Origin of the sequence: uncultured Campylobacter sp. (assembly GCF_963517995.1) — a bacterium.
Lineage (GTDB): Bacteria > Campylobacterota > Campylobacteria > Campylobacterales > Campylobacteraceae > Campylobacter_A.
In genome coordinates this window covers 1-19662 of sequence record NZ_CAUQHQ010000033.1, presented here as the reverse complement: position 1 = coordinate 19662, position 19662 = coordinate 1, and the positions used below count along the sequence as shown (strand labels likewise).

Here is a 19662-nt window from a genome sequence, read left to right as displayed (position 1 = left end):
GTCAAACTCAAGCCCCTGTGAGGCGTGCACGCTTAGCAGATTTACCCCTTCGCCGCTGCTCATCTCGCTGCTGCCCAAAGTGATAAAGTTATAAAATTTCTCCGCCTCCGAGTAGTTTTTGGCTAGTTAGCCCAGCACCTCGAGCTTGCCCGCGATGCGCTCTAGGGCCTCTTTTTTTAGCGTTTCGTCGATGTTGCCGTTTTTTTGTGTGGCGCGCTTGGTCGCGAGATTATCGGCGAAGAGGGCGTAAATTTTGCTGTTTTTAAGATCCTATATCAGCGAGGTCGGGCGCGAGTGGCGTTTGGCGGCGCTTAAAAAGTTGTAAATTTCATACAAAAATTGCCCGCCGCTCTCGCTTAGTTTTTGCATTTTTAGCACGGGATGAGCGAAAAATTTCTCGCTAAAGTTAAATTTAGCAAAGCGAGACTTCTCTCCGACCTCGTCAAGCTCGTCAAAAAGCCCCAACTGGTAGTTTTTAGTCTTTTTGGCAAAGGCCTCCACACTATCATCAGGCTGCAAAAATCCGCGCACGACGTCGCCGTGTCCGACCTTGCTTAGCACTTCAAAAATCTCCTTGCTAAGCGCCGCACCTACGCCTTTTGCGTATTCGCACACGTGGATAAAGGCCATGATATCTTTTGGATTTATGAGGATACCTAGCAGATCCATCGCGGCGCGTACCTCGCGGCTCTCAAAAAAGCTCACGCCGCCCTTTCGCTTGGAGCCGATACCAAGCTCTCGCAGCGCGACTTCCAGGCCGTCGGCGCTCGAGTTGTTGCGAAAGATGATAGCGATGTTTTCTTTTTTGTATTTGCTGACGGCGATAACCTGCGCGATATTGGCGTACTGGTCGAAAAGCTCGTTATAAACTAGCAGCTTTGGCGAGGTAAATTTGCCCTCGCGGCCGACGACTAGCTTTTTTTCATAAAGGCGCGGGTTGTTTGCGATGACTTTGTTCGCAAGCGCTAGGATCGCGGAGCTGCTGCGGTAGTTGATGTTTAGCGCGTAAATTTTAGCGTCTGCAAAGCGATCCTTAAACGAGCCGATGATCTCGATGTTTGCGCCGTTAAAAGCGTAAATGCTCTGGTCAAAATCCCCGACGCAAAAGAGGCTTTTCGTCTCAAAGGCGCTTATTAGCGAGCCTTGCAGCGAGTTTGTGTCCTGATACTCGTCGACTAAAATTTCCTCAAATTTTAGCGGCGCACCTTTTCTTAGTTCGTTGCGCATTTTGATAAGCAAGTCGTTAAAATCCGCGTAGCCGAATTTGCTCTTTTCCTCCTCAAATTCGCGCAAAACATCCTCGTAAATCTCGGCATATACGCCTTGCTCGTCGCTTCGCTCCTTTAGCCACTCGCCAAACGTCTGCTTTAGGGCTAAATTTTGAAACAGCGAATACGTGTCGTAAAGATAGGCGCCGCCGTATGGCTTGACGTCGCTTAGGTGGTTAAATTTGCGCCTTTCTACGAGAGATTTTAGCAGCGTTTTTAGCTCGCTTGGCTGCTTTAGCGTGACGGGTTTTTCTAGAAATTTAAGCAGCGAATAAGAAACCGAGTGAAAGGTGCCAGCCGTGATGCGCGAGGTAATTTTTTTATCAAAATGTCGGTTTAGGCGCTCGATCATCTCGGCTGCGGCCTTGTTTGTAAAGGTTAGCAGCAAAATTTTCTCTGGCTTTACGCCTAAATTTAGCAGATGGGCGATGCGCGCGACGATGGTGCTGGTTTTGCCGGTGCCCGCACTTGCGATAACTAGATTGTGCCCGGCAGGAGCAGTTGCGGCGGCGTATTGTTCTTGATTTAGTTTTGAAAGGGGCATATTTTCCTCGCGTTTTAAAAGGCCAGATTATACCTAAACGGGCTTAAATTTATAAAAACGCAAAAGCAACGAGAGCTAAATTTATTCGCCCCGCGTTTACAAAGCGAGGCGAATAAATTTAGTGGTTTTATTTTGGATTTAGTATTTCTTTTAGCTCCTCATCGCTTAGTTCGTAGCGGTAAAATTTGAGGTAAAATTTTTTAACTTCATCTTCTAAATTTAGCTCGGTGAAAATTTCTGGATAAAAGATTTTGGCTAGCCAAAGCGGCTGCAAGGCACCCTCGGCGCTGCGCACGCTCCACAAATACACGCCGCCAGGTACGACGAATACGGCACCTTCTTTGACCGCTTTTAGTTTTTCAAACGGGGGATTATTTAGGATTTTTTCCTTGCCTTCGTGCGAATTTGTTATGATGATATCGGGGTTAAAGATAATAACTTGCTCCTCGTTTATCGTCTTTGAGATTTTAAAGTCCGCTTCGTTATCTTGAGAGCTTAAATTTATTCCGCCCGCGATTTTTATATACTCCGCGCCGATATCTTTGCTGCTGATTGTGCTAAAATTTCCAGAGTTAAAATTTAAGGCCAAAACCCTCTTTTTATCCTTGATATTTTGGACTTTCTCGCTTATAAATTTTATATTTTTGTCAAAATATGCGTTAAATTCGCTAGCTCTTTTTTATAGCATCGCCGCCTAAAATTTGGGCTATTTTGCTAACCGCGCCTTTTATCTCGCTAGCGTTGCTAAATTTATTTATATTTACGACCGCGATGCCGGCGGCTTCTAGCTGGGCTCTTTGATTTTCGTCAAATATCATACCGACGGGCCCAAAAACTACCTGCGTATTTGAGGCGATGATGCTCTCAACACTGCTTGTTAGCGAGCCGCTGACGTTATTCATCGTTTTTATTTTAGGAAAAATTTTACTCATCATTTTTGGTAGCCGCACTGCGCCCGAGATGATTTTATCTTCACCCGTTAGCATCGCGCTCATCTGCGTAAAAGCCCCTATCATCGGCGTTACGCGCTCTACACTATCAGGGATTTGCACCTCTTTGCCGCCGTCGTCTACTATGATACGCGCTTGCAAAAGGCAAGCCGCAAGTATCAAAACCGTCAAAATTTTTCTCATTTTTTCTCCTTAAATGTTCAAAACGCAGGAATAAACGCTTCTGCCCTCGATCTCGTTTTTTACTACTCTTATATCGGCGCCATATGCGAGCCTTAAATTTTCATCCGTTATCGCTTCGCTCGCGCTGCCGTAGATGATATTTTGCTCTCTTTTTAAAAGCACGACCTTGGCGTCAATATAAAAGGCATGCTCGGCAAAGTGCGAAGTCATGATGATCTTATGTCCGTTTGCCGCTAGATCTTTTACTGCTTTTAGGATTTTTATCTGATTGCCAAAGTCCAAATTTGAAGCGGGCTCGTCAAGCATCACGGCGTTTGCTTCTTGCGCCAAAGCTCTTGCTATTAGGACCATTTGCCTCTCGCCGCCGCTGATATCGGTATAAATTTTATCCGCAAATTCGCTCATTCCTAGTATATCAAGCTTTTGCATGGCGATATTTACGTCCTTTGCGCTTGGATTTTCAAAAGCTCCGATATAAGGCGAGCGTCCCATCAAAACGACGTCTAAAACCTTAAAAGCAAAGGGCGGGGTGTGAGCCTGAGGCACGTAGCTAACGATCTTTGCTCGCTCTTTATCGCTTAAAGCGAAAAAATCTCGCCCGTCTGCTAAAATTTCTCCGCCAAATGGCTTTAAAAATCCCAAAATCGTCTTAAAAACAGTCGTCTTACCTACGCCGTTTGGTCCGAGCAAGCATAAAATTTCTCCGTCTTCTAACTCGGCGCTAAATTCTTTCACGACTAGCTTTTTGCCGTATCCGCAGCTTAAATTTTTTATCTTAAATTTCACAGCCAGCCCTTTTTGCTCTGATAAAGCAGGTAGATAAAAACGGGCGCGCCGATGAGCGAGGTGATGATGCCAAGGGGTATCTCGCTGGCCATCGCGCACCTTGCAATCGTATCTACTATCAGCAAAAATAGCGCGCCTAATAGCATAGAAACGGGCAGCAAGACGTTAAAATTCGCCCCGACTATAGTGCGGCACGATGAGTCCGACCCAGCCTACTATACCGCAAAAAGCCACGCTAGAAGCCGTCAGCAAGGTAGAAGCGCAGATGATAATAAAGCTATAAAATTTGACGTTTACGCCCATGGCTTTAGCTTCTTCTTCGCCAAAGGCTAAGATATTTAGCCTAAATCTAAGCAAAAACAGAGGTACCGAGCAAAACGCCGCGACGCCTAGCATATAAAGGACGTTTTGATATCCTCCCGTGCGAGCAAGGCTACCCATCAGCCAAAACGTGATCTCGGGCAGCTTGTTTTCGCTATCTGCTAGAAATTTTAAAAGCGAGCTAAAAGCTCCGAAAAGCGATGAGATGACGACGCCTGAAAGTACCATTATGATGACGTTTAGCTTGCCTCTAGCGATTAATTGGCTTAAAAAAACCACCGCAAAACGGCGGCTAGTCCAAAGCCAAAAGCCGTTAGCGAGACGTAAAATACCGGCAATGAAAGGATGATAGCAATGCTAGCCCCCACCGCCGCGCCGCTAGATACGCCTAGGATATCGGGCGACACCAAGGGATTTTTAAAAAGCCCCTGATAGACCGCGCCGGATGCAGAAAGGGCGGCTCCTACAAGCACCGCAAAGGCGATGCGAGGAAGCCTGATCTGCGTTATCACGGCGTAAATTTGCTCATCGCTAGCGCGCTCGCCTAAAATAGCGGCTTTTAGATACTCGAAAATTTGAGCGTAACTAATCTCGTAACGCCCGGCTCCAAGAGCCAAAAACATCGCTAGCAAAAGCATTAGGATTAAAAACGGTACCGTCTTTTTGTTATTCAAATTTATCCTTTATCTCCCGCACGTCCCACCAGATGAGATAGCTCTTCGTCGCTCTTTTAAATTTATATCCGTCATTTGTTTTGGTAAGATATTTTTCTACGTTTCGTTTGTAAATTTCTTCTTTTTGGGGCGCTATCTCGCCGACGAATCTAAAATAAGAAAACGCCTCTTCAAGGCTAGCAAAATCCTTTTCATAAACGGTATCTACTATCCTTAGATTCGGATTTGCGCCCATATCGTAGACGATGTTAAAGATAAGGTTGTAGCTAAAATTTCTATCGTTTAAACCGTGCTCTTCTTCGTTTTCTTTTATATCTTCTAAAAAGTCTTGCCAGAACGTTTTTAGGCTTGGATGATCCACTAAAAACGAGGTCATGACTACGTATTTTTTAGCGAATTTACAAAGCTTTTTTATATCAAAAAGTCCGAGCGAACGAGACGCGATAACGATATCGTGTTTTGGCAGGTCTTTTACCGCCTCTTCGTCGCTCCAGCTTTTTTGGATAAAATTTATATTATCTACGCCGGCTTGTTTTGCGTTTTGTCTAGCGTATTCAAGCATTTTTGCGAAAGGATCGAGCGCGCTTACGCTTTTTACCTTTTTTGCCAGCGGCACGCTAAGCCTTGCCGGACCGCAGCCTACGTCAAGCACGCTATCTTCTTTGCTAAGCGGCAAAAGCGAGAGTAAATTTAGCGTAGAGTCTGCCTCCATGCTAGTCATCTCGTTATACATATTTGCCACCGTATCCCAATCCACGCCGCTTTTTTGGCCGCCTTTTACTTTTTGTAAAGTAGAGGCAAAGGCTCTTTCAAAAATGGCTTGATAATTAACCAGTCCTTGCATTTTTTCTCCCTTAGTTACTTAAATTTGCTCTAAAAAAGAGCAAATTTAAACAGCTAAAGCCGAAATAAATTCAGCTTTTAAGACTTAAAATTTAACTTCGGCCGAGAGCATAAATGTTCTGCTCTGTCCCAAAAATAAGCTAGCGCCCGTACCCGTCGTAGTTCCGTCGATATTTGACGGGAACATTCCGACCCAGTACTTTTTATCAAATACGTTATTTACGTTAAATCTTAGTGTAGTTTGCTTGCCTAGCCACTCTTTGGTCACGTAGCGGATGCCAAGATCGGTCGTAAAGTACGCAGGCACGGCATTTACGTTGCGCTGATCGGCGTAGCGCTTGCCCGTGTAGTGTAAATTTGCGCTTAGGGCTAGCTTGTCGGTATTTGGCACGACGTAGTCAAAGAGTAAATTTGACTGAACTTTTGGTTCGCCCACCACGATCTTACCCTGCGCGTAGGCTTGTTTTGCCTTTTTTAGCTTCGGCTGTATTAGTGCGACGCCGCCCATTACGCTAAGATCGTTTGTAATCTTGCCTCCTGCGGTAAACTCTAGGCCTCTATTTACCTGCTCGCCTTGGATGCTATACTCGTTGTTGTCGCCTAGATAGGCTATCGGGCGTTTTATCTCAAAAAGCGCCGTAGATAGGTCGATATCCTCTATCCTGGCTTTTGCGCCGATCTCGTATTGCTTGCTTCTAAACGGCTTTAAAACGACCGTTTCGCCGTATCTTGGATTGGTTCTTTCGTAGGTGTAGCTTGAGCCTGCTTGCAAGCTGTCCGCATACGTTAAGTATAGACTTACGTTTTCTGCCGGGCGGTAAATAAAGCTCGCCGCGTAGCTAGTGCCGCTCTCGTCGTACGTTTTTACGCCCGTTTGCTTGTTTTTGTTTTCAAAGTTGCTTCTAGCCGCGCTTAAAATGACACTAAAGTAGTCGTTTAGCTTTATATCGTCGGCGATAGTTAGGTTTTTCATAGTGCCTTCACTGCTTTTATAAGCCCCGCTGCCTTTTGCTACGCCCGGATTTGAAAAAGTTTTTGGATTATATAAATTCGAGTTGCCCAAATTTGCTCTTCCGCCTGCGGTTCTAGCGCCGTATATCGTCCATATATAGCCGTTTGCCTGCACGCCGAAGTTATGCTCTACGCCAAACGTCTCAAACTCCGTCGTAGCTTTAGCAAACCAGCTTTGTACGTCAAACCTGCTTGCCGCGCCGTTTCTCCGCTAGCCGCTACGCTAAAATCTCCGTTTTGATTCGTAAAAGTTTTGCTCGTGCCGTACATATCGCGGATGGCTTTTTGCCACTGATAGCCGCCCTCAAAATACCAACGCTCTGTCGGAGCGTATTTAAATTTAACGCTTGCAGTCGTAGTTTTTAGGTCGCTTCCGGCCCACTCTTGCTCTAGGCCCGCTTTCGTAGTTTTTGTAGCGTCCGGTATAGCAAAGTTTAAAACGCCGTTTCTACCCGGCACCGAAAAGCCGCCGGGCATTCCTAGCATTTTGTGTTTGTAGTAGCTAAAATTCGTCTCGATGGTAAAATTTTCGGTTAGATAAAAATCAAGCCCTAGGCTAGCTAAATTTCTTCCGTAGTCGCTATTTTTAGCTTGTCTGGCGCCGCCTGATTTATAAAATACGCCTCGGTAGCCGACGTACTGGAATTTATCCGAAGTATCCCAGCCTACGCCAAAATTCGACCTGCTCGTATAATCGGCCCAAAACGTGTTTGAAAACGGCACCGGGCGTTTTCTAGTGTAGTTAAAGATACCCGCCGGATCTTGTCCGCCGTAAAGCGAGCCCGCAAGACCGTTTTGTATCTGAAGTCCTTCAAACATATACATAGGTATAGCCGTAGTAGAAGTAGCGTAAAAGCCGTCCCAAAGCACGTTGCCTACGACTGAGCCCTGAAAGCCGCGGGTCTGGGGACGACCGACCTCGACGCCGCCTCTTGCTTGAATTTGCGCCGAAGGGAAGTATTTTACCGCGTCCTCAAAACCGGCCACGCCTTGGTGGTTCATCGCCTCAATCGACATCGTATTTACCTGATAAGGCATATCAAGCACCTTTTTGCCAGCTAGCGGACCGCTGGCGACGCCTTTGTTTAGTATGCCTTCGCTGATGCCGCTCTCGCTTATGTTATCGCCGACGCTATTTACCTCGACGCCTTCTAGCTTGACGGTCTCGGCCGCGTTTGCTTGCACCGAAAGTAGCGCTAAAACCGCACATGCGGCGACTGAAATTTTAACTTTCATTTAAGCTCCTTTGTAAAGTGTTAAAATATTTATTTTTATATTTAAATAAGCAAATATTACATATTATTACCTTAATCCGCAATTTATCTGTAATATATTTTTTAAATTTAATAAATTTATGTTTACTTTATGGGCATCTTAGCTTAAATTTTTATTTTAGTTAAAATTGAGCAGATAAATACATACGAAGGCGCTAAATTTGAAAGCGGTATTGCGAGATAATTTTATATCAAGAAGCGTTCAAATTTGAATTAAATTTGAACGCAATAAAGATAAGATAAAGTATCGCGAAACGGCTTTAAGGGTTGTGAAGAAATTTCCACCACAGATAGAACGCGCAGTTCATCGTAGAAGAAAATTTCTAACTCCATTAAAGACGCCCACGAGACGAGCCGCTAAATTTGCAAATCAACTAAAATTTAACCTCGGCCGATAGCATAAACGTCCTTCTCTCTCCTAATGTCAGTCCGTTTGCCGACCCGAGCACTCCGCTAGCTCCTACGCCGCCCGCTCCGTCCGCGCTAGCAGGATACATCCCCGCCCAGTATTTTTTGTTAAATACGTTATTTACGTTAAATCGTAGCGTCGTTTGCTTGCCTAGCATCGCGCGGCTCGTGTAGCGCACGCCAAGATCGGTCGTAAAAAAGCTAGGGATCGCGGCGGTGTTTAGATCGTCTACGTACATCTTGCTCGTGTAGTGGAAATTTGCGCTAAACGCGAGCTTTTGGGTGCCGGGCACCGCGTAGTCAAAGAGCATGTTGGCATTAACTTTGGGCACGCCGTTTACGTATTTGCCCTCGGCCTCTTTTAGGCGCGGATTTTTAAATTTGGCGTCTATCAGCGTTACGCCTCCTAGCACGCTTAGATCGCTGGTTAGTTTGCCGCCGGCCATGAGTTCTAGGCCGTGATTTATCTGATCGCCTTGGACGCCGTAAACCCCGTTAACTTGATAGGCGATCGGACGCGAAATTTTAAATAGCGCCGCGCTCATATCGGTTTCGCCCACGCGGCCTTTGGCGCCGATTTCGTATTGTTTAGAACGGTAAGGCTTTAAAACCACGGCCGAACCGTCGGCGTTCGTGCCGCTGCCGCCTTGTTGTAAGCTATCGGCGTAAGTAAAGTATAAGCTTACGTCCTGCGCCGGATGATAAACTAGGCTGCCCGCCCAGCTAAGCCCGCTCTCGTTATATCTCGTAGTTATCGGCCTTAGAGTGGGCGGCGTGCCGCTTGCTACCGGTCGGCCGCGCTCTTTTATCCACGCGTTTGAGAGGCTTAGCATGAGGCTAAATTGATCGTTTATCGTGATGTCGTCTAGCACGGAGACGTTAAACATATCAGTCGTGCTTAGTTTGTATAGATCAGAGCCGCGCTTTGCGTTCGAGCCTGAATAAACGCGCGGGCTATATAAATTTCCGCCGCCTATCCAGGGCTGCGTAGAGACGTTTTTATAGCGATACTGCACGTATCGGTAGCCGTTTGCCTGCACGCTAAAATCGTGATTTAGCCCCAAAGTATCAAAGTCGGTGACCGCTTTTAGATAGCCGCTAGGCAGATCAAATCTATACGCCGCGGTCGCTCCGCCGCTATGGCGCGTGACGTAGTCGCCGTCTCTTTGATAGGTCACGCCCTGAAAGGTTCTACCGCGCGGTATGAGGTAGTTTACCACGCTATGAATGTGGCGGTCGGCGCGCTGAAACTGCATACCGCCCTCAAAATACCAATGCTCAAGCGGCGCGTATTTAAATTTGGCGCTTGCGGTCGTGGTTTTTAGAGTCATGCCGCCAAAACTCTGTCCCAAGCCCTTAGCCTTGCTATCCACGGCCTTTGGTACGTAAAGTCCGTTTGATAGCTTGCCGTTCGTTACGCCAAGGGCTAATTGCCCCGCAAAGCCCGCGGTATTGTGCTCGTAATAGCTTGCCGCCGTCTCAAATGTAAGCGCGTCGGTCGGATAAAACTCCAAAACCACGCTAGCTAGGCGGCGCTGATGATTGCTGTCTTTTACCTGCTTCGCGCCGTCGCTACCGTAAAAAACGGCTCGGTAGCCGAATTTATCGAATTTCATAGAGCTATCAAAGCCTAGACCGAAATTTGCGCGGCTAGTGTAGTCCGCCCAAACGGTTTGCTGATTTTCGGTCGGGCGCTTTCTGGTGTAGCTAAAAATGCCGACCGGATTTTGCGCTCCGTAAAGCGAGCCCGCGATGCCGTTTTGCACCTGGAAACTCTCAAACATCGCCATAGGTATCGCAGTCGTCGAGATAGTATAAAAGCCGTCCCAGAAGCTATTGCCCACGACGCTGCCCTCAAATCCGCGCGTCTGCGGGCGTCCGACCGTCGCGCCGCCTCGCATCTGAATTTGCGCGGACGGGAAAAATTTAACCGCCTCTTCGTAGCCCGTTACGCCTTGGTGGTTCATTATCTCCTTGCTTACGGTGTTGATTTGGTAGGGTAAATTTATGACCTTTTTACCCGCTAGCATGCCCTGCTGGACGTTTTTTGTTAAAAATCCTTCGCTGATGCCACTTTCGCTGATATTATCGCCGACGCTGTTTATCTCGACGCCGCCAAGCTCGACGTTTTGAACGCTATTTGCTTGATTTGCGCTTTTAGCGGCGGGTGACGCGCTAGCCTCGGCGGCGCTTGCCTGCGCGGAAAATACCGCTAATACGGCGCACGCGGCAAGGGAAATTTTACCTTTCATTTATACTCCTTATTAAAATTTTATAAAAATATTCTATTTTATATTTTTATATGAGGAATATTATATCTTATTTGCTTAATACGCGTTTATAAACGATATAATTTTAAAATTTATATAAATTTGTATTTATCTTTATAACGGCGCGTGCGACTAAAATTTAAATGTAAAAATAAAATAGGACGAAAACGGCGACGGCTAAATTTGAGCTTATGAATTAACTTATTTGTAAGCGGCGATTAAGTAAAATTACCGCTTAAATTTTACGAAAAGGACGGCGGTGCAAGTAGATAAGTGCATATTTTTTTCCTGCGTCGCGCTGATTGCAGTTAGCGCGGTGTTTTCGCTATCCTTGCCGGTTTTTACGGTGCTTTACTTTAACTACGAGCCTTATCATTTTTTCGTTAGGCAGCTAGCAGTCGGCGTCATAGGGATATTTTTGATGTGGGGAATTTCGCGCCTAGATCCCGATAAATCTTTGGTTTGGATAGGGTTTTGCCTTTTTGGCTTTTGCGCTATAGCTATGGGTGCGATGCATGCTTTGCCTAGCTCGCTAGTTACCGATGCCGGCGGCGCTAAGCGCTGGATACGCTTGCCGGGATTTTCTCTAGCGCCGGTGGAGTTTTTTAAGATAGGCTTTGTTTATTTTCTAGCGTGGAGTTTTACGCGAAAGATTGACGGCACGAAAAAGAGCCTAAAAGAAGAATTCGGGCTTATCTTGCCCTACCTTTTTTTATTTTTGGTGGCCGTTTATCTCATCGCTATACTTCAAAACGACCTAGGCCAAGTCGTAGTTTTGGCTCTCACGCTTGCGGTGATGATGTTTTTTGCCGGTACCAGTTTTAGATTGTTTGCCATCGGTATAGGGCTAGCGGTTATGCTGGCTAGTATCGCTATCGTCACGTCAGAACACAGGATAGCTCGTATAAAATCATGGTGGGGAACGATACAAAATATGGTCTTATCCATCTTGCCAGACGGGATGGCTGCGGCCTTGCGCGTCGAGGATACGGGCGAAGCGTATCAAATTTCGCACTCGCTAAACGCGATAAAGCACGGCGGATTTTTCGGCGAGGGGCTGGGCGCGGGCGTGTTTAAGCTGGGATTTTTGAGCGAGGTTCACACCGACTTCGTACTAGCCGGTATCGCCGAGGAGATCGGAGTGCTTGGGATTTTTGTCATAACGGGAGTGATAGTATTTTTGCTTTATAGGATATTTCGCGTATCTGCTAAGGTCGAAAATAAAGTCTATCATCTTTTTACGCTAGGCGTGGGGCTTCTCATCTCGTTTTCGTTTTTGATGAATTCCTACGGCATCACCTCTATCACGCCGATCAAAGGCATCGCCGTACCGTTTCTAAGCTACGGCGGAAGCTCCGTTTTAGCGCTTTGTATCGGTATCGGTATGGTGCTGTCGGTTAGTAAAAAGGTCAAAGACTAGGCCTTGGCCTAAATTTAGCTTGGCGATAAAACGGGAGATTTGGCCGCTTTGCCTATAGATTTCCTAGCTAGACTCTGTTTTGGCTAGACGGTTTGTTTGCGGTTAAATTTAGCTGTAAAAGCGGATTTGCCTCGGCAAAAATCCAGTAAATTTACGCGGCGTCCTAACAAAAAGATATAAACCTAGGCTTTAAAGAGCAAACCGGCGGACAACCGTCTAGTTTTTGGATTTTAACGTCTGCCGCATCTAGCGGGTCAGGCGAGTTTAAGCGGGCGATTTGCGTTTAAATTTAGCCGAAACCGTGCCGCCTAAACCCGTCGCCGTATATTTACCGTGGCAAATCGCTGCTAGGCGGCAATAAAATTTACGCTACTTTGGGGCGAAATTTAAATGCCCTTTGCGCCGATTTTACTTAAATTTATTAGGCAAAAAATGAAAAACGAAAACTTAAATTTAACCGTCGGCAATACGCGCAGTAGCGCCGTAGTGGTCTGCGGCGGCGGTACCGGCGGACATCTAGCCATCGCAAAAGCCCTAAACGAAGAGCTCGTAGCGCGGGGCGAGAGAACGATATTTATCGGGTCTAGCAGCGGGCAGGATAAGATGTGGTTTGAAAAAGACGCAAGCTTTAGCGAGAAAATTTTCTTACCGAGCGGCGGAGTGGTAAATAAAAAGGGATTGGGTAAAATTTCGGCGTTATTAAACATTTTTAAACTAGCGTTTAAATGCCGTAAAATTTTTAAAGAACATGGCGTAAAAGCCGTGATAAGCGTAGGCGGATATAGCGCTGCGCCTGCGGCATTTGCGGCGATTATCTCGCGAAAGCCGCTTTTTATCCACGAGCAAAACGCCGTGATCGGCAGTTTAAATAAGCTTTTAAAACCGTTTGCAAAGGGCTTTTTTAGCTCTTATTTTAAGCCTATTTTTAGTTATCCCGTCGCGCAAAGGTTCTTTGATACGGCTCGCGTTAGGGAAAATTTAAAAACTATTATATTTTTAGGCGGTTCGCAAGGTGCGGCTGCGATAAATAACCTAGCGTTAAATTTGGCTCCAAACCTACGCCAAAAAGGTATAAAAATCATACATCAATGCGGTAAAAACGCGCTAGAAAGCCTGCGCGCCCAATACGATAAACTCGGCTTCATTGGCGACGAGCTAGAGCTTTTTGCCTTTGATCCTAAGATCGAGCTAAAGATGCGCGAGGCCGATATCGCCGTAAGTCGAGCGGGAGCCAGCACGCTGTGGGAACTCGCGGCAAACGCGCTGCCTAGCGTATTTGTGCCCTATCCTTACGCCGCAAACAATCATCAGGTCTTTAACGCTAAATTTCTAGTAGATCAAAATTTAGCCAAATTTTGTTTTCAAAAAGGCGGAGAGATAGATGCCAGCGAGGCCTTAGGTCTAATAGAGAGCATGAATATAAATGCCGTCTCAAGCGCGCTTGGCGGGCAAATAGTAAATGGAGGCGCAAGAGAAATCATAAATGAAATATTAAAAAATATAAAATAAATCGGGATATAAAGCCTGAAATATAAGCCAAGCGTCTAGGGCGGCTATGCTTAGGTTTGATGCGCAAAACGGTGCAAATACGGCAAACGAATAAATCCGTAGCTTGGCGGATCAAAAACGACCGTACTGATTAGCGCGGCGACATAGCTTTACCGCCCGGTTTCGTCGGGTCAAGGCTTGGCTAGCAAGACGGCGAAGTCCGGGCTAAACAAAATGAGCTGCCGGACGAGTGAGAAGCCCTAAAACCTTGCAAATACGCTAAAAATCCGTGGTAAAATCTAAATTTGCGGCTTGTAGCGCGTCTAAAACATCTTTATAGCTAGAAGCGAAATTCGGTGTTTTTGCTCGCGGAAAATTTTAAGCGGATATGTAAAAACGTAATCTTAGGCGCTATCAAAACCTGCTTTTACGAGTCGGCAAATTTCTAAAAATGGCGAGGCTGACGGCGACTTACCTTAGTAGCGGCAAAACGGCGCTTGCTCAGTCTGCGTTTTTGCCTATTTTTACTAGCGACGACGCCTTTGCATAGCTTATCTTGCTATCTGCAAATGCGGTAAATTTATGCTTTGTTTAGACGCTATTTTGAGCGCAGGCATAGTTTGGTAAAACGGCCTAGGATTAGCCGTTTAGGCTCATATTAGCCTGTAAAATCGGCTCTAGTAGAGCGTGGCTCAGATGTTTTGCATCTACGGTAAGGGCAGAAAATTTCGCATTTACGCTAATAGGCAAAGGTATAACTTAACGCCTAGTCTCAGTCTTTCTTGTGTTTTATTTTACGAACTTACAAAACGCTTCTTATGCCTGTTTTTGCTGCAAAAGAAGGCAAAGACGTTTGAGAAATTTACGCGTAAATCGTGCGTGGCGAGCTAGCATTGCTGATTTTTATGCCTTTATGAAATCTCGTAAATTCCATAAAAATAGCCCCCGTGCTAGAGCAATCCTCGCTGAAGTTTATGTACTAGCTCGTCGTAGCTGATATCTGTATCGGATAAAATTTGCCCCAGTAGCTTGCCTGAAGCCTCCATGCCGCCGCTTTTTTCAGCCTCAAGCAGCTGCCTATATACGCCCTCGATAAATTTGACGCCCCCAGGGTTTGGTTTGCGGCGGACGGAGTAGTAGCCGATGATCTCGCCGTTAGCGTCTAGCGAAGCCGTGATGTTGGCAAATACCCAGTAAAAGCCGCCGTCAAAGCTCTTGTTTTTAACGAATGCAAAGATTTCTTGCTTCGCCTTGATACGCTCCCACAGTAGCTTAAACACTATGCGCGGCATATCGGGGTGCCTTATGATGTTGTGCGGCTTGTGCAAAAGCTGCTCTTGCGCCGCGCCGACGATTTTTAAAAACGGCTGATTACAGTAGGTTATCCTGCCCTTTAGATCGGTTTTTGATACGATAAAATCTTCTTCGTTTACGAAATATTCTTTATTTTCATTCATTTTATGCCTTAAAATCGCGAGCGATTATAGCTAAATATCTTATAAATCAAGGAATTTGCTTGGCGAAGCGGCTTTGGCAAGCGGCATGACGATAAAGCGAATTTGGTTTTGGCGCGGTTTTTGATGGGGCTTTTGCGGTTAAGTTTATAAGCCAAGCCCTATTTAACGGATAAAACGTAAACAAATGAAAGAAAAATTAGGCAAGGCAGGGGGGCTAAATTTTAGCTATTTAACGATTTTTTGAATTTGGATAAATTTAAGCAGGTTAGCGTTTAAAAAGGTAAGTAGAGCGCGTAAATTTAAATAAACTCGGCGGCAAATATAACTCCGCCGCCGAACCGAAAATAAAATTTAGATCGCTTTTAGCAAGATTTTAGTTAGCTTTTTGCTAAATGCCGACGGATCGTCGATAGCGACGCCTTCGTTTAGCTTAGCCATATCTAAAAGCAGCTCCGCCGCGTCATAGATCATCGCCTCGTTTTGAGATAGCTTTTCAAAGAGTTCGTGCTTTGGATTTATCTCTAGTATCGGCAAAATTTTACCCGCGCTATGCCCCATCTGCTTTAGCATCATCTGCGTAGCGTAGTCGGGATCGTTTTTATCGTAAACTATGACGGCGGCGCTTTCGCTTAAGCGCGAGCTTAGCTTCACGTCCTTGACCTCGTCTTTTAGTATCTCTTTCATCTTAGCTAGCAGCGCAGCGAATTTACCCTCATCGGCTTCGCTTTTTTCAGGCTTGATCTCGGTGTCGATATCGGTGTGATTTACCGCTTTTATCGGCGTTTTATCGTAGTCTTGGACCATCGGCATGACGATAGAGTCTATCTCCTCGTCCATGATGAGCACTTCTATGCCTTCAGCCTTAAAACTCTCTAAAAGCGGCGAATTTCTTAGCATCGTTTCGTTGTTTCCGCTGATGTAGTATATAGATTTTTGACCTTCTTTCATCGCGTCTTTGTACTCTTTTAGGCTGACTAGCCCCTCGCGCTTGCTTGATTTAAAGAGGCAAAGGTCTAAAATTTGCTCCTTTTCGCTGCTAAATCCGTAAAGCCCCTCTTTGATCACCTTGCCGAATATTTTATAAAATTTGACGTATTTTTCTCTATCTTTTTCTTTTAGCTTGGCTAGTTCGCCCAGGATTTTCTTGACGCTTTGCTCTTTGACGCTGCGCATTATGCTGTTTTCTTGCAGGATTTCGCGGCTGACGTTTAGCGGCAGGTCCTCAACGTCGATGATACCGCGGACGAATCTAAGATAAGGCGGCAGCATCTCTTTGGCGTCGTCGCTGATAAATACGCTTTTGACGTAGAGTTTCACGCCGCTTTGATAATCCACGCGAAATAGATCAAACGGCTCTGACGCCGGCACGAAAAATAGGGTAGTGTACTCGATCTTGCCCTCGGCTTTGGTATGCACGTAAAGTAGCGGATCTTCGCTGTCGTGCGAGATTTGCTTATAAAAGTCGTTGTAGTCGGCGTCTTTTAGTGCGCTTTTGCTCATTTTCCATAGTGCGGAGGCTTTATTTATCTGCACGTTTTTGGTCTCGTACGAGCCCTCTTTTTCGCCCTCTTTAGGCGCTACGTACTCTTCTTTATCCGCAAATATCGGGTACGGGATGTGGTTGGAGTATTTTTTGACGATATTTTCGATACGGTAGGACTCGGCAAACTCGTCGTCTTTTAGATAAAGCGTGATCGAGGTGCCGTGGCTATCTTTTTGCGCGGGCGAGATTTCGTAGGTTTTCGCATCCGAGCTCCACATGAAGGCCTCTTCGCCAAGCGCCTTTTTGCTCACGACTTCGATCTTATCCGCAACCATAAATGCCGAATAAAACCCGACGCCAAACTGTCCGATGAGCGCGCTATCTTTTTTAGCTTGGCCGCTTAGTTTGTCTAAAAAGCCTTTCGTACCGCTTCTAGCGATGGTACCGAGGTTGTTTATTAGCTCGTTTTTGTCCATGCCGATGCCGTTATCGCTGATCGTTAGCGTCTTTTTTTCTTTGTCTATTTTGATATCGATTCGCGGAGAGTAGCTTAGGCTTTTGCATGCGTCGTCCGTGAGGCATAGGTAGTTTAGCTTATCCAGCGCGTCGCTTGCGTTTGAGATTAGCTCGCGCAAAAATATCTCTTTGTTCGAGTAAAGCGAGTGTATCATCAAATTTAACAGCTCGTTTACCTCGGTTTGAAATTCAAATTTTTCGCTCATTTTTCGTCCTTTGTTTTAAAATTTTTGGCAGATTATAGCACAAAGTGCTAAGAATATCTTTAAACTTGATATGATTACTATCAACTTATCTAAATCGTTATCCTAAATTTAGTTATAAAGACGATATGAATACGAAAGCTAAATTTGCTGAAAATTTTATTAAATTTGAGTTGGAACGGAAGTTGCTATTTAACGTTCAATAAAGCAAGCGGAAGTAGCTTATGACGCAGACGAGGCGGGTTTTTGCGAGGCGAGGGCGCGTATATATGATACGTAACCGAAGCTGAGCAAAAAACCAACGAAGTATGCGTTTAAGATACGACGCGTAAGATAAGGAAAAGTAAATGAACAATGGCTACTATCAAGCAACCGGCGCCATGGTGACGCAGTTTAATCGCCTAGACGTCATCGCAAACAACCTTGCTAATATAAACACTATCGGCTTTAAGCGCGACGACGTCGTAGTGGGGGATTTTGAGAGGATTTTTAAAGAGTATCGCGACGAGTTGCCGATAGAAAATCATACGAAAGACGCGGCTAAATTTCTAAACAGAACTATCGACAGAGTGCCGCAAATCTCTGAGCAATATGTCGATTTTAGCCAGGGCGGGCTTAAATTTTCAAACAACGACCTTGACTTTGCGATAAAGCGAGAGGATTTGTTTTTCCTAGTCGAGGTAAAGCCAGGCGACGTGCGCCTAACGAAAAACGGCTCGTTTAATCTCGACGAGGACGGATTTTTGGTAACCAAAGAGGGCTACAAGGTGCTGCCGAGCGATTATTTTACAAACAATTTTCAAGGCATCCAAATCCCGCAGGGCGAGCGCTTTTCCGCCGATAAAAACGGCAATCTCTACTCAAACGAGGAGCCGCTGGCTAGGCTTTATATCGCGCAGCCAAAAGAGATACGAAATTTAACCAAAGAGGGCGATAATCTCTACGTTTTGCCGAATTTAAAGGAGCTTGAAGACGTGGGCGGCGAGATAGACGCGGTCGCATGGAAATACACTCAAATCTCCAACGTAAACGCCGTGACCGAGATGGTCGGACTCATCGAGACGCAGCGTTTTGTCGAGATGTATCAAAAGGTGATGACGAGCCATATGGATGATCTGAATCAGGAAGCTATAAGTAAGCTTGCTAATACGAAAGTCTAAATTTAGCGTTATCTCTTTGACGTATTTGCGAGAGATTTAATTTTTACTCGCGGCGACAGGCTACGTGCCTAGTCTTGCTCGTAAAAATTTGCACAGCTCGCAAATCCGCTCAAAGATATTTCCGCTAAGGTTTTTAAATTTTAATAAACATAAATCGCTATATATTAAAATCCCTGCCGCTGATATAAATTAAAAATACTTCCGCCAAAATATTTTCAAATTTCCCAAAATTTGCAAATTTGGAACGCCTTTTGCTAAATACCCAAGAAATGCGAGAAATCGCGCCGAATTTGTAAATTTTAGACGCTCGCCAGGCATAAAACAGTCGGCGACGGTTTTATGTAAAAGCGTAAAATTTAAGACTGCAAATTTGGAATATATTTTGCAATGGTAAAAAGCGATGAGCCGTTTATTAGATACATAAAGATAAGCGGCAGTAGCTTGAGATGGAGACTAGGCGGTTTTTTGCGAGGCGAGGGCGCGTATATGCGATACGTAACCGAAGCCGAGGAAAAACCCAACGAAGTATACGCTCAAGATACAACGCGCTAAGAAAGGAAAACACGAAAATGATGAGGTCTATTTACTCCGCCGCCACCGGCATGATCGCCCAACAAACCCAGATCGACGTTACGTCGCACAATATCGCAAACGTAAACACTATCGGCTATAAGAAAAACCGCGCCGAGTTTGCCGATCTGATGTATCAGGTCATGGAGTATGCTGGCACGGCAACCAGCGCCACGACGAAGAGTCCAACGGGTATCGAGGTGGGTCTAGGTGCGCGTCCGACGGCGATAACGAAGATATTTTCGCAGGGGTATTTTAAAGAAACGAGCAACAACCTCGATATGGTTATCGCGGGTAACGGCTTTTTTCAGGTGCAGCTTCCAGACGGCACGACGGCGTATACTAGAAACGGCGCCTTTAAGCTAGATAGCGAAGGCACGATCGTAAACTCCGACGGTTACGTGCTTCAGCCTCAGATGACTATCCCGGCCGACGCTACGCAGGTATCGGTGGGCACCGACGGTACCGTCTCAGTGCTGCAGCCTGGCAACACTGAGATGACGCAGGTGGGTCGCATCGAGCTAGCAAATTTTATCAACCCCGCAGGCCTACACTCTATGGGCGACAACCTCTATCTGCCTACGGGTTCTAGCGGCGAGGTCGTGGTCGGCACGGCAGGTCTTGACGGTCTGGGTACGATCAGGCAGGGATTTGTCGAGATGAGTAACGTCCAGCTGGTCGAGGAGATGACCGACCTCATCACTGGTCAGCGCGCGTACGAAGCAAACTCAAAGGCCATCACGACGAGCGACGATATGCTCTCGATCGTAAATAGTCTAAAGAGATAGCCTAAAATAGGCTAAATTTAGCCGCCTAGTCCGAGACTTGCTTTG

15 protein-coding genes and 2 pseudogenes are annotated in these 19662 nt (G+C 45.8%); 5 read left to right on the top strand and 12 right to left on the bottom strand.

The features are described 5' to 3' along the window. The 10 genes and pseudogenes from RYL88_RS05155 to RYL88_RS05110 all read right to left on the bottom strand — a co-directional run. Positions 1–1812 (bottom strand): annotated as a pseudogene (locus RYL88_RS05155) (ATP-dependent helicase); the annotation flags it as partial. A 127-nt stretch (positions 1813–1939) separates the two neighbouring features. Then, positions 1940–2443 (bottom strand): ABC transporter substrate-binding protein, encoded by a 504-nt coding sequence (locus RYL88_RS05150; protein WP_298947883.1) that lies wholly within the window; start codon positions 2441–2443, stop codon positions 1940–1942. A gap of 37 nt (positions 2444–2480) precedes the next feature. Beyond that, positions 2481–2945 (bottom strand): hypothetical protein, encoded by a 465-nt coding sequence (locus RYL88_RS05145; protein WP_314989509.1) that lies wholly within the window; start codon positions 2943–2945, stop codon positions 2481–2483. Between the two features lie 9 nt (positions 2946–2954). Beyond that, positions 2955–3731 (bottom strand): ABC transporter ATP-binding protein, encoded by a 777-nt coding sequence (locus RYL88_RS05140; protein WP_314989507.1) that lies wholly within the window; start codon positions 3729–3731, stop codon positions 2955–2957. Then, a pseudogene (locus tag RYL88_RS05135) lies at positions 3728–4280 on the bottom strand (FecCD family ABC transporter permease). Before RYL88_RS05135 ends, RYL88_RS05140 begins: the two are co-directional and overlap by 4 nt. A gap of 38 nt (positions 4281–4318) precedes the next feature. Beyond that, positions 4319–4726 carry an iron chelate uptake ABC transporter family permease subunit gene (locus RYL88_RS05130; protein ID WP_314989506.1) on the bottom strand — a complete coding sequence of 136 codons (408 nt, stop codon included), beginning with the start codon at positions 4724–4726 and terminating at the stop codon, positions 4319–4321. Continuing rightward, positions 4719–5570, bottom strand: coding sequence for a class I SAM-dependent methyltransferase (locus RYL88_RS05125; RefSeq protein ID WP_314989504.1), 852 nt, complete (start codon positions 5568–5570; stop codon positions 4719–4721). Before RYL88_RS05125 ends, RYL88_RS05130 begins: the two co-directional genes overlap by 8 nt. A gap of 84 nt (positions 5571–5654) precedes the next feature. Further along, the gene (locus RYL88_RS05120) at positions 5655–6695 is read right to left on the bottom strand and encodes a TonB-dependent receptor (protein WP_314989502.1); all 1041 of its coding nucleotides are present in this window, start codon (positions 6693–6695) and stop codon (positions 5655–5657) included. A gap of 14 nt (positions 6696–6709) precedes the next feature. Beyond that, the gene (locus RYL88_RS05115) at positions 6710–7816 is read right to left on the bottom strand and encodes a TonB-dependent receptor plug domain-containing protein (protein WP_314989500.1); all 1107 of its coding nucleotides are present in this window, start codon (positions 7814–7816) and stop codon (positions 6710–6712) included. 412 nt (positions 7817–8228) lie between these two features. Further along, the gene (locus RYL88_RS05110) at positions 8229–10514 is read right to left on the bottom strand and encodes a TonB-dependent siderophore receptor (RefSeq protein WP_314989498.1); all 2286 of its coding nucleotides are present in this window, start codon (positions 10512–10514) and stop codon (positions 8229–8231) included. A gap of 277 nt (positions 10515–10791) precedes the next feature. On the opposite strand from RYL88_RS05110, the gene RYL88_RS05105 reads away from it, so the two are divergent. Both RYL88_RS05105 and RYL88_RS05100 read left to right on the top strand, forming a co-directional pair. Further along, on the top strand, positions 10792–11952 hold the full coding sequence (locus tag RYL88_RS05105) for a putative peptidoglycan glycosyltransferase FtsW (RefSeq protein WP_295143395.1): 1161 nt from the start codon (positions 10792–10794) through the stop codon (positions 11950–11952). A 432-nt stretch (positions 11953–12384) separates the two neighbouring features. Further along, a complete protein-coding gene (locus RYL88_RS05100) occupies positions 12385–13461 on the top strand; it encodes a UDP-N-acetylglucosamine--N-acetylmuramyl-(pentapeptide) pyrophosphoryl-undecaprenol N-acetylglucosamine transferase (protein WP_314989495.1) in 1077 nt (358 codons plus the stop codon). Positions 13462–14390: 929 nt separating this feature from the next. On the opposite strand, the gene RYL88_RS05095 is transcribed toward RYL88_RS05100, so the two are convergent. Both RYL88_RS05095 and htpG read right to left on the bottom strand, forming a co-directional pair. Next, positions 14391–14897: a PAS domain-containing protein gene (locus RYL88_RS05095; protein ID WP_314989493.1), complete on the bottom strand. Its 507-nt coding sequence runs from the start codon at positions 14895–14897 to the stop codon at positions 14391–14393. 351 nt (positions 14898–15248) lie between these two features. Continuing rightward, positions 15249–17102 carry a molecular chaperone HtpG gene (htpG, locus tag RYL88_RS05090; protein ID WP_314989491.1) on the bottom strand — a complete coding sequence of 618 codons (1854 nt, stop codon included), beginning with the start codon at positions 17100–17102 and terminating at the stop codon, positions 15249–15251. A gap of 344 nt (positions 17103–17446) precedes the next feature. Here htpG and RYL88_RS05085 point away from each other — a divergent pair, with 344 nt between their 5' ends. The 3 genes from RYL88_RS05085 to flgG all read left to right on the top strand — a co-directional run bounded on the left by RYL88_RS05085 (position 17447) and on the right by flgG (position 19617). Next, on the top strand, positions 17447–18259 hold the full coding sequence (locus RYL88_RS05085) for a flagellar hook-basal body protein (protein WP_314989489.1): 813 nt from the start codon (positions 17447–17449) through the stop codon (positions 18257–18259). A gap of 387 nt (positions 18260–18646) precedes the next feature. Continuing rightward, a complete protein-coding gene (locus RYL88_RS05080) occupies positions 18647–18811 on the top strand; it encodes a hypothetical protein (RefSeq protein WP_314989487.1) in 165 nt (54 codons plus the stop codon). Between the two features lie 17 nt (positions 18812–18828). After that, positions 18829–19617 carry a flagellar basal-body rod protein FlgG gene (gene flgG / locus RYL88_RS05075; RefSeq protein WP_002948143.1) on the top strand — a complete coding sequence of 263 codons (789 nt, stop codon included), beginning with the start codon at positions 18829–18831 and terminating at the stop codon, positions 19615–19617. The last annotated feature ends 45 nt before the right edge of the window (positions 19618–19662 follow it).

Bases quoted from the DNA above. Each gene is read 5' to 3' on its own strand.
- RYL88_RS05110 (WP_314989498.1), bottom strand. From the start codon at position 10,514: ATGAAAGGTAAAATTTCCCTTGCCGCGTGCGCCGTATTAGCGGTATTT.
- RYL88_RS05115 (WP_314989500.1), bottom strand. From the start codon at position 7,816: ATGAAAGTTAAAATTTCAGTCGCCGCATGTGCGGTTTTAGCGCTACTT.
- RYL88_RS05080 (WP_314989487.1), top strand. From the start codon at position 18,647: ATGGTAAAAAGCGATGAGCCGTTTATTAGATACATAAAGATAAGCGGC.
- RYL88_RS05095 (WP_314989493.1), bottom strand. From the start codon at position 14,897: ATGAATGAAAATAAAGAATATTTCGTAAACGAAGAAGATTTTATCGTA.
- RYL88_RS05145 (WP_314989509.1), bottom strand. From the start codon at position 2,945: ATGAGAAAAATTTTGACGGTTTTGATACTTGCGGCTTGCCTTTTGCAA.
- RYL88_RS05125 (WP_314989504.1), bottom strand. From the start codon at position 5,570: ATGCAAGGACTGGTTAATTATCAAGCCATTTTTGAAAGAGCCTTTGCC.
- RYL88_RS05100 (WP_314989495.1), top strand. From the start codon at position 12,385: ATGAAAAACGAAAACTTAAATTTAACCGTCGGCAATACGCGCAGTAGC.
- flgG (WP_002948143.1), top strand. From the start codon at position 18,829: ATGATGAGGTCTATTTACTCCGCCGCCACCGGCATGATCGCCCAACAA.
- htpG (WP_314989491.1), bottom strand. From the start codon at position 17,102: ATGAGCGAAAAATTTGAATTTCAAACCGAGGTAAACGAGCTGTTAAAT.
- RYL88_RS05085 (WP_314989489.1), top strand. From the start codon at position 17,447: ATGAACAATGGCTACTATCAAGCAACCGGCGCCATGGTGACGCAGTTT.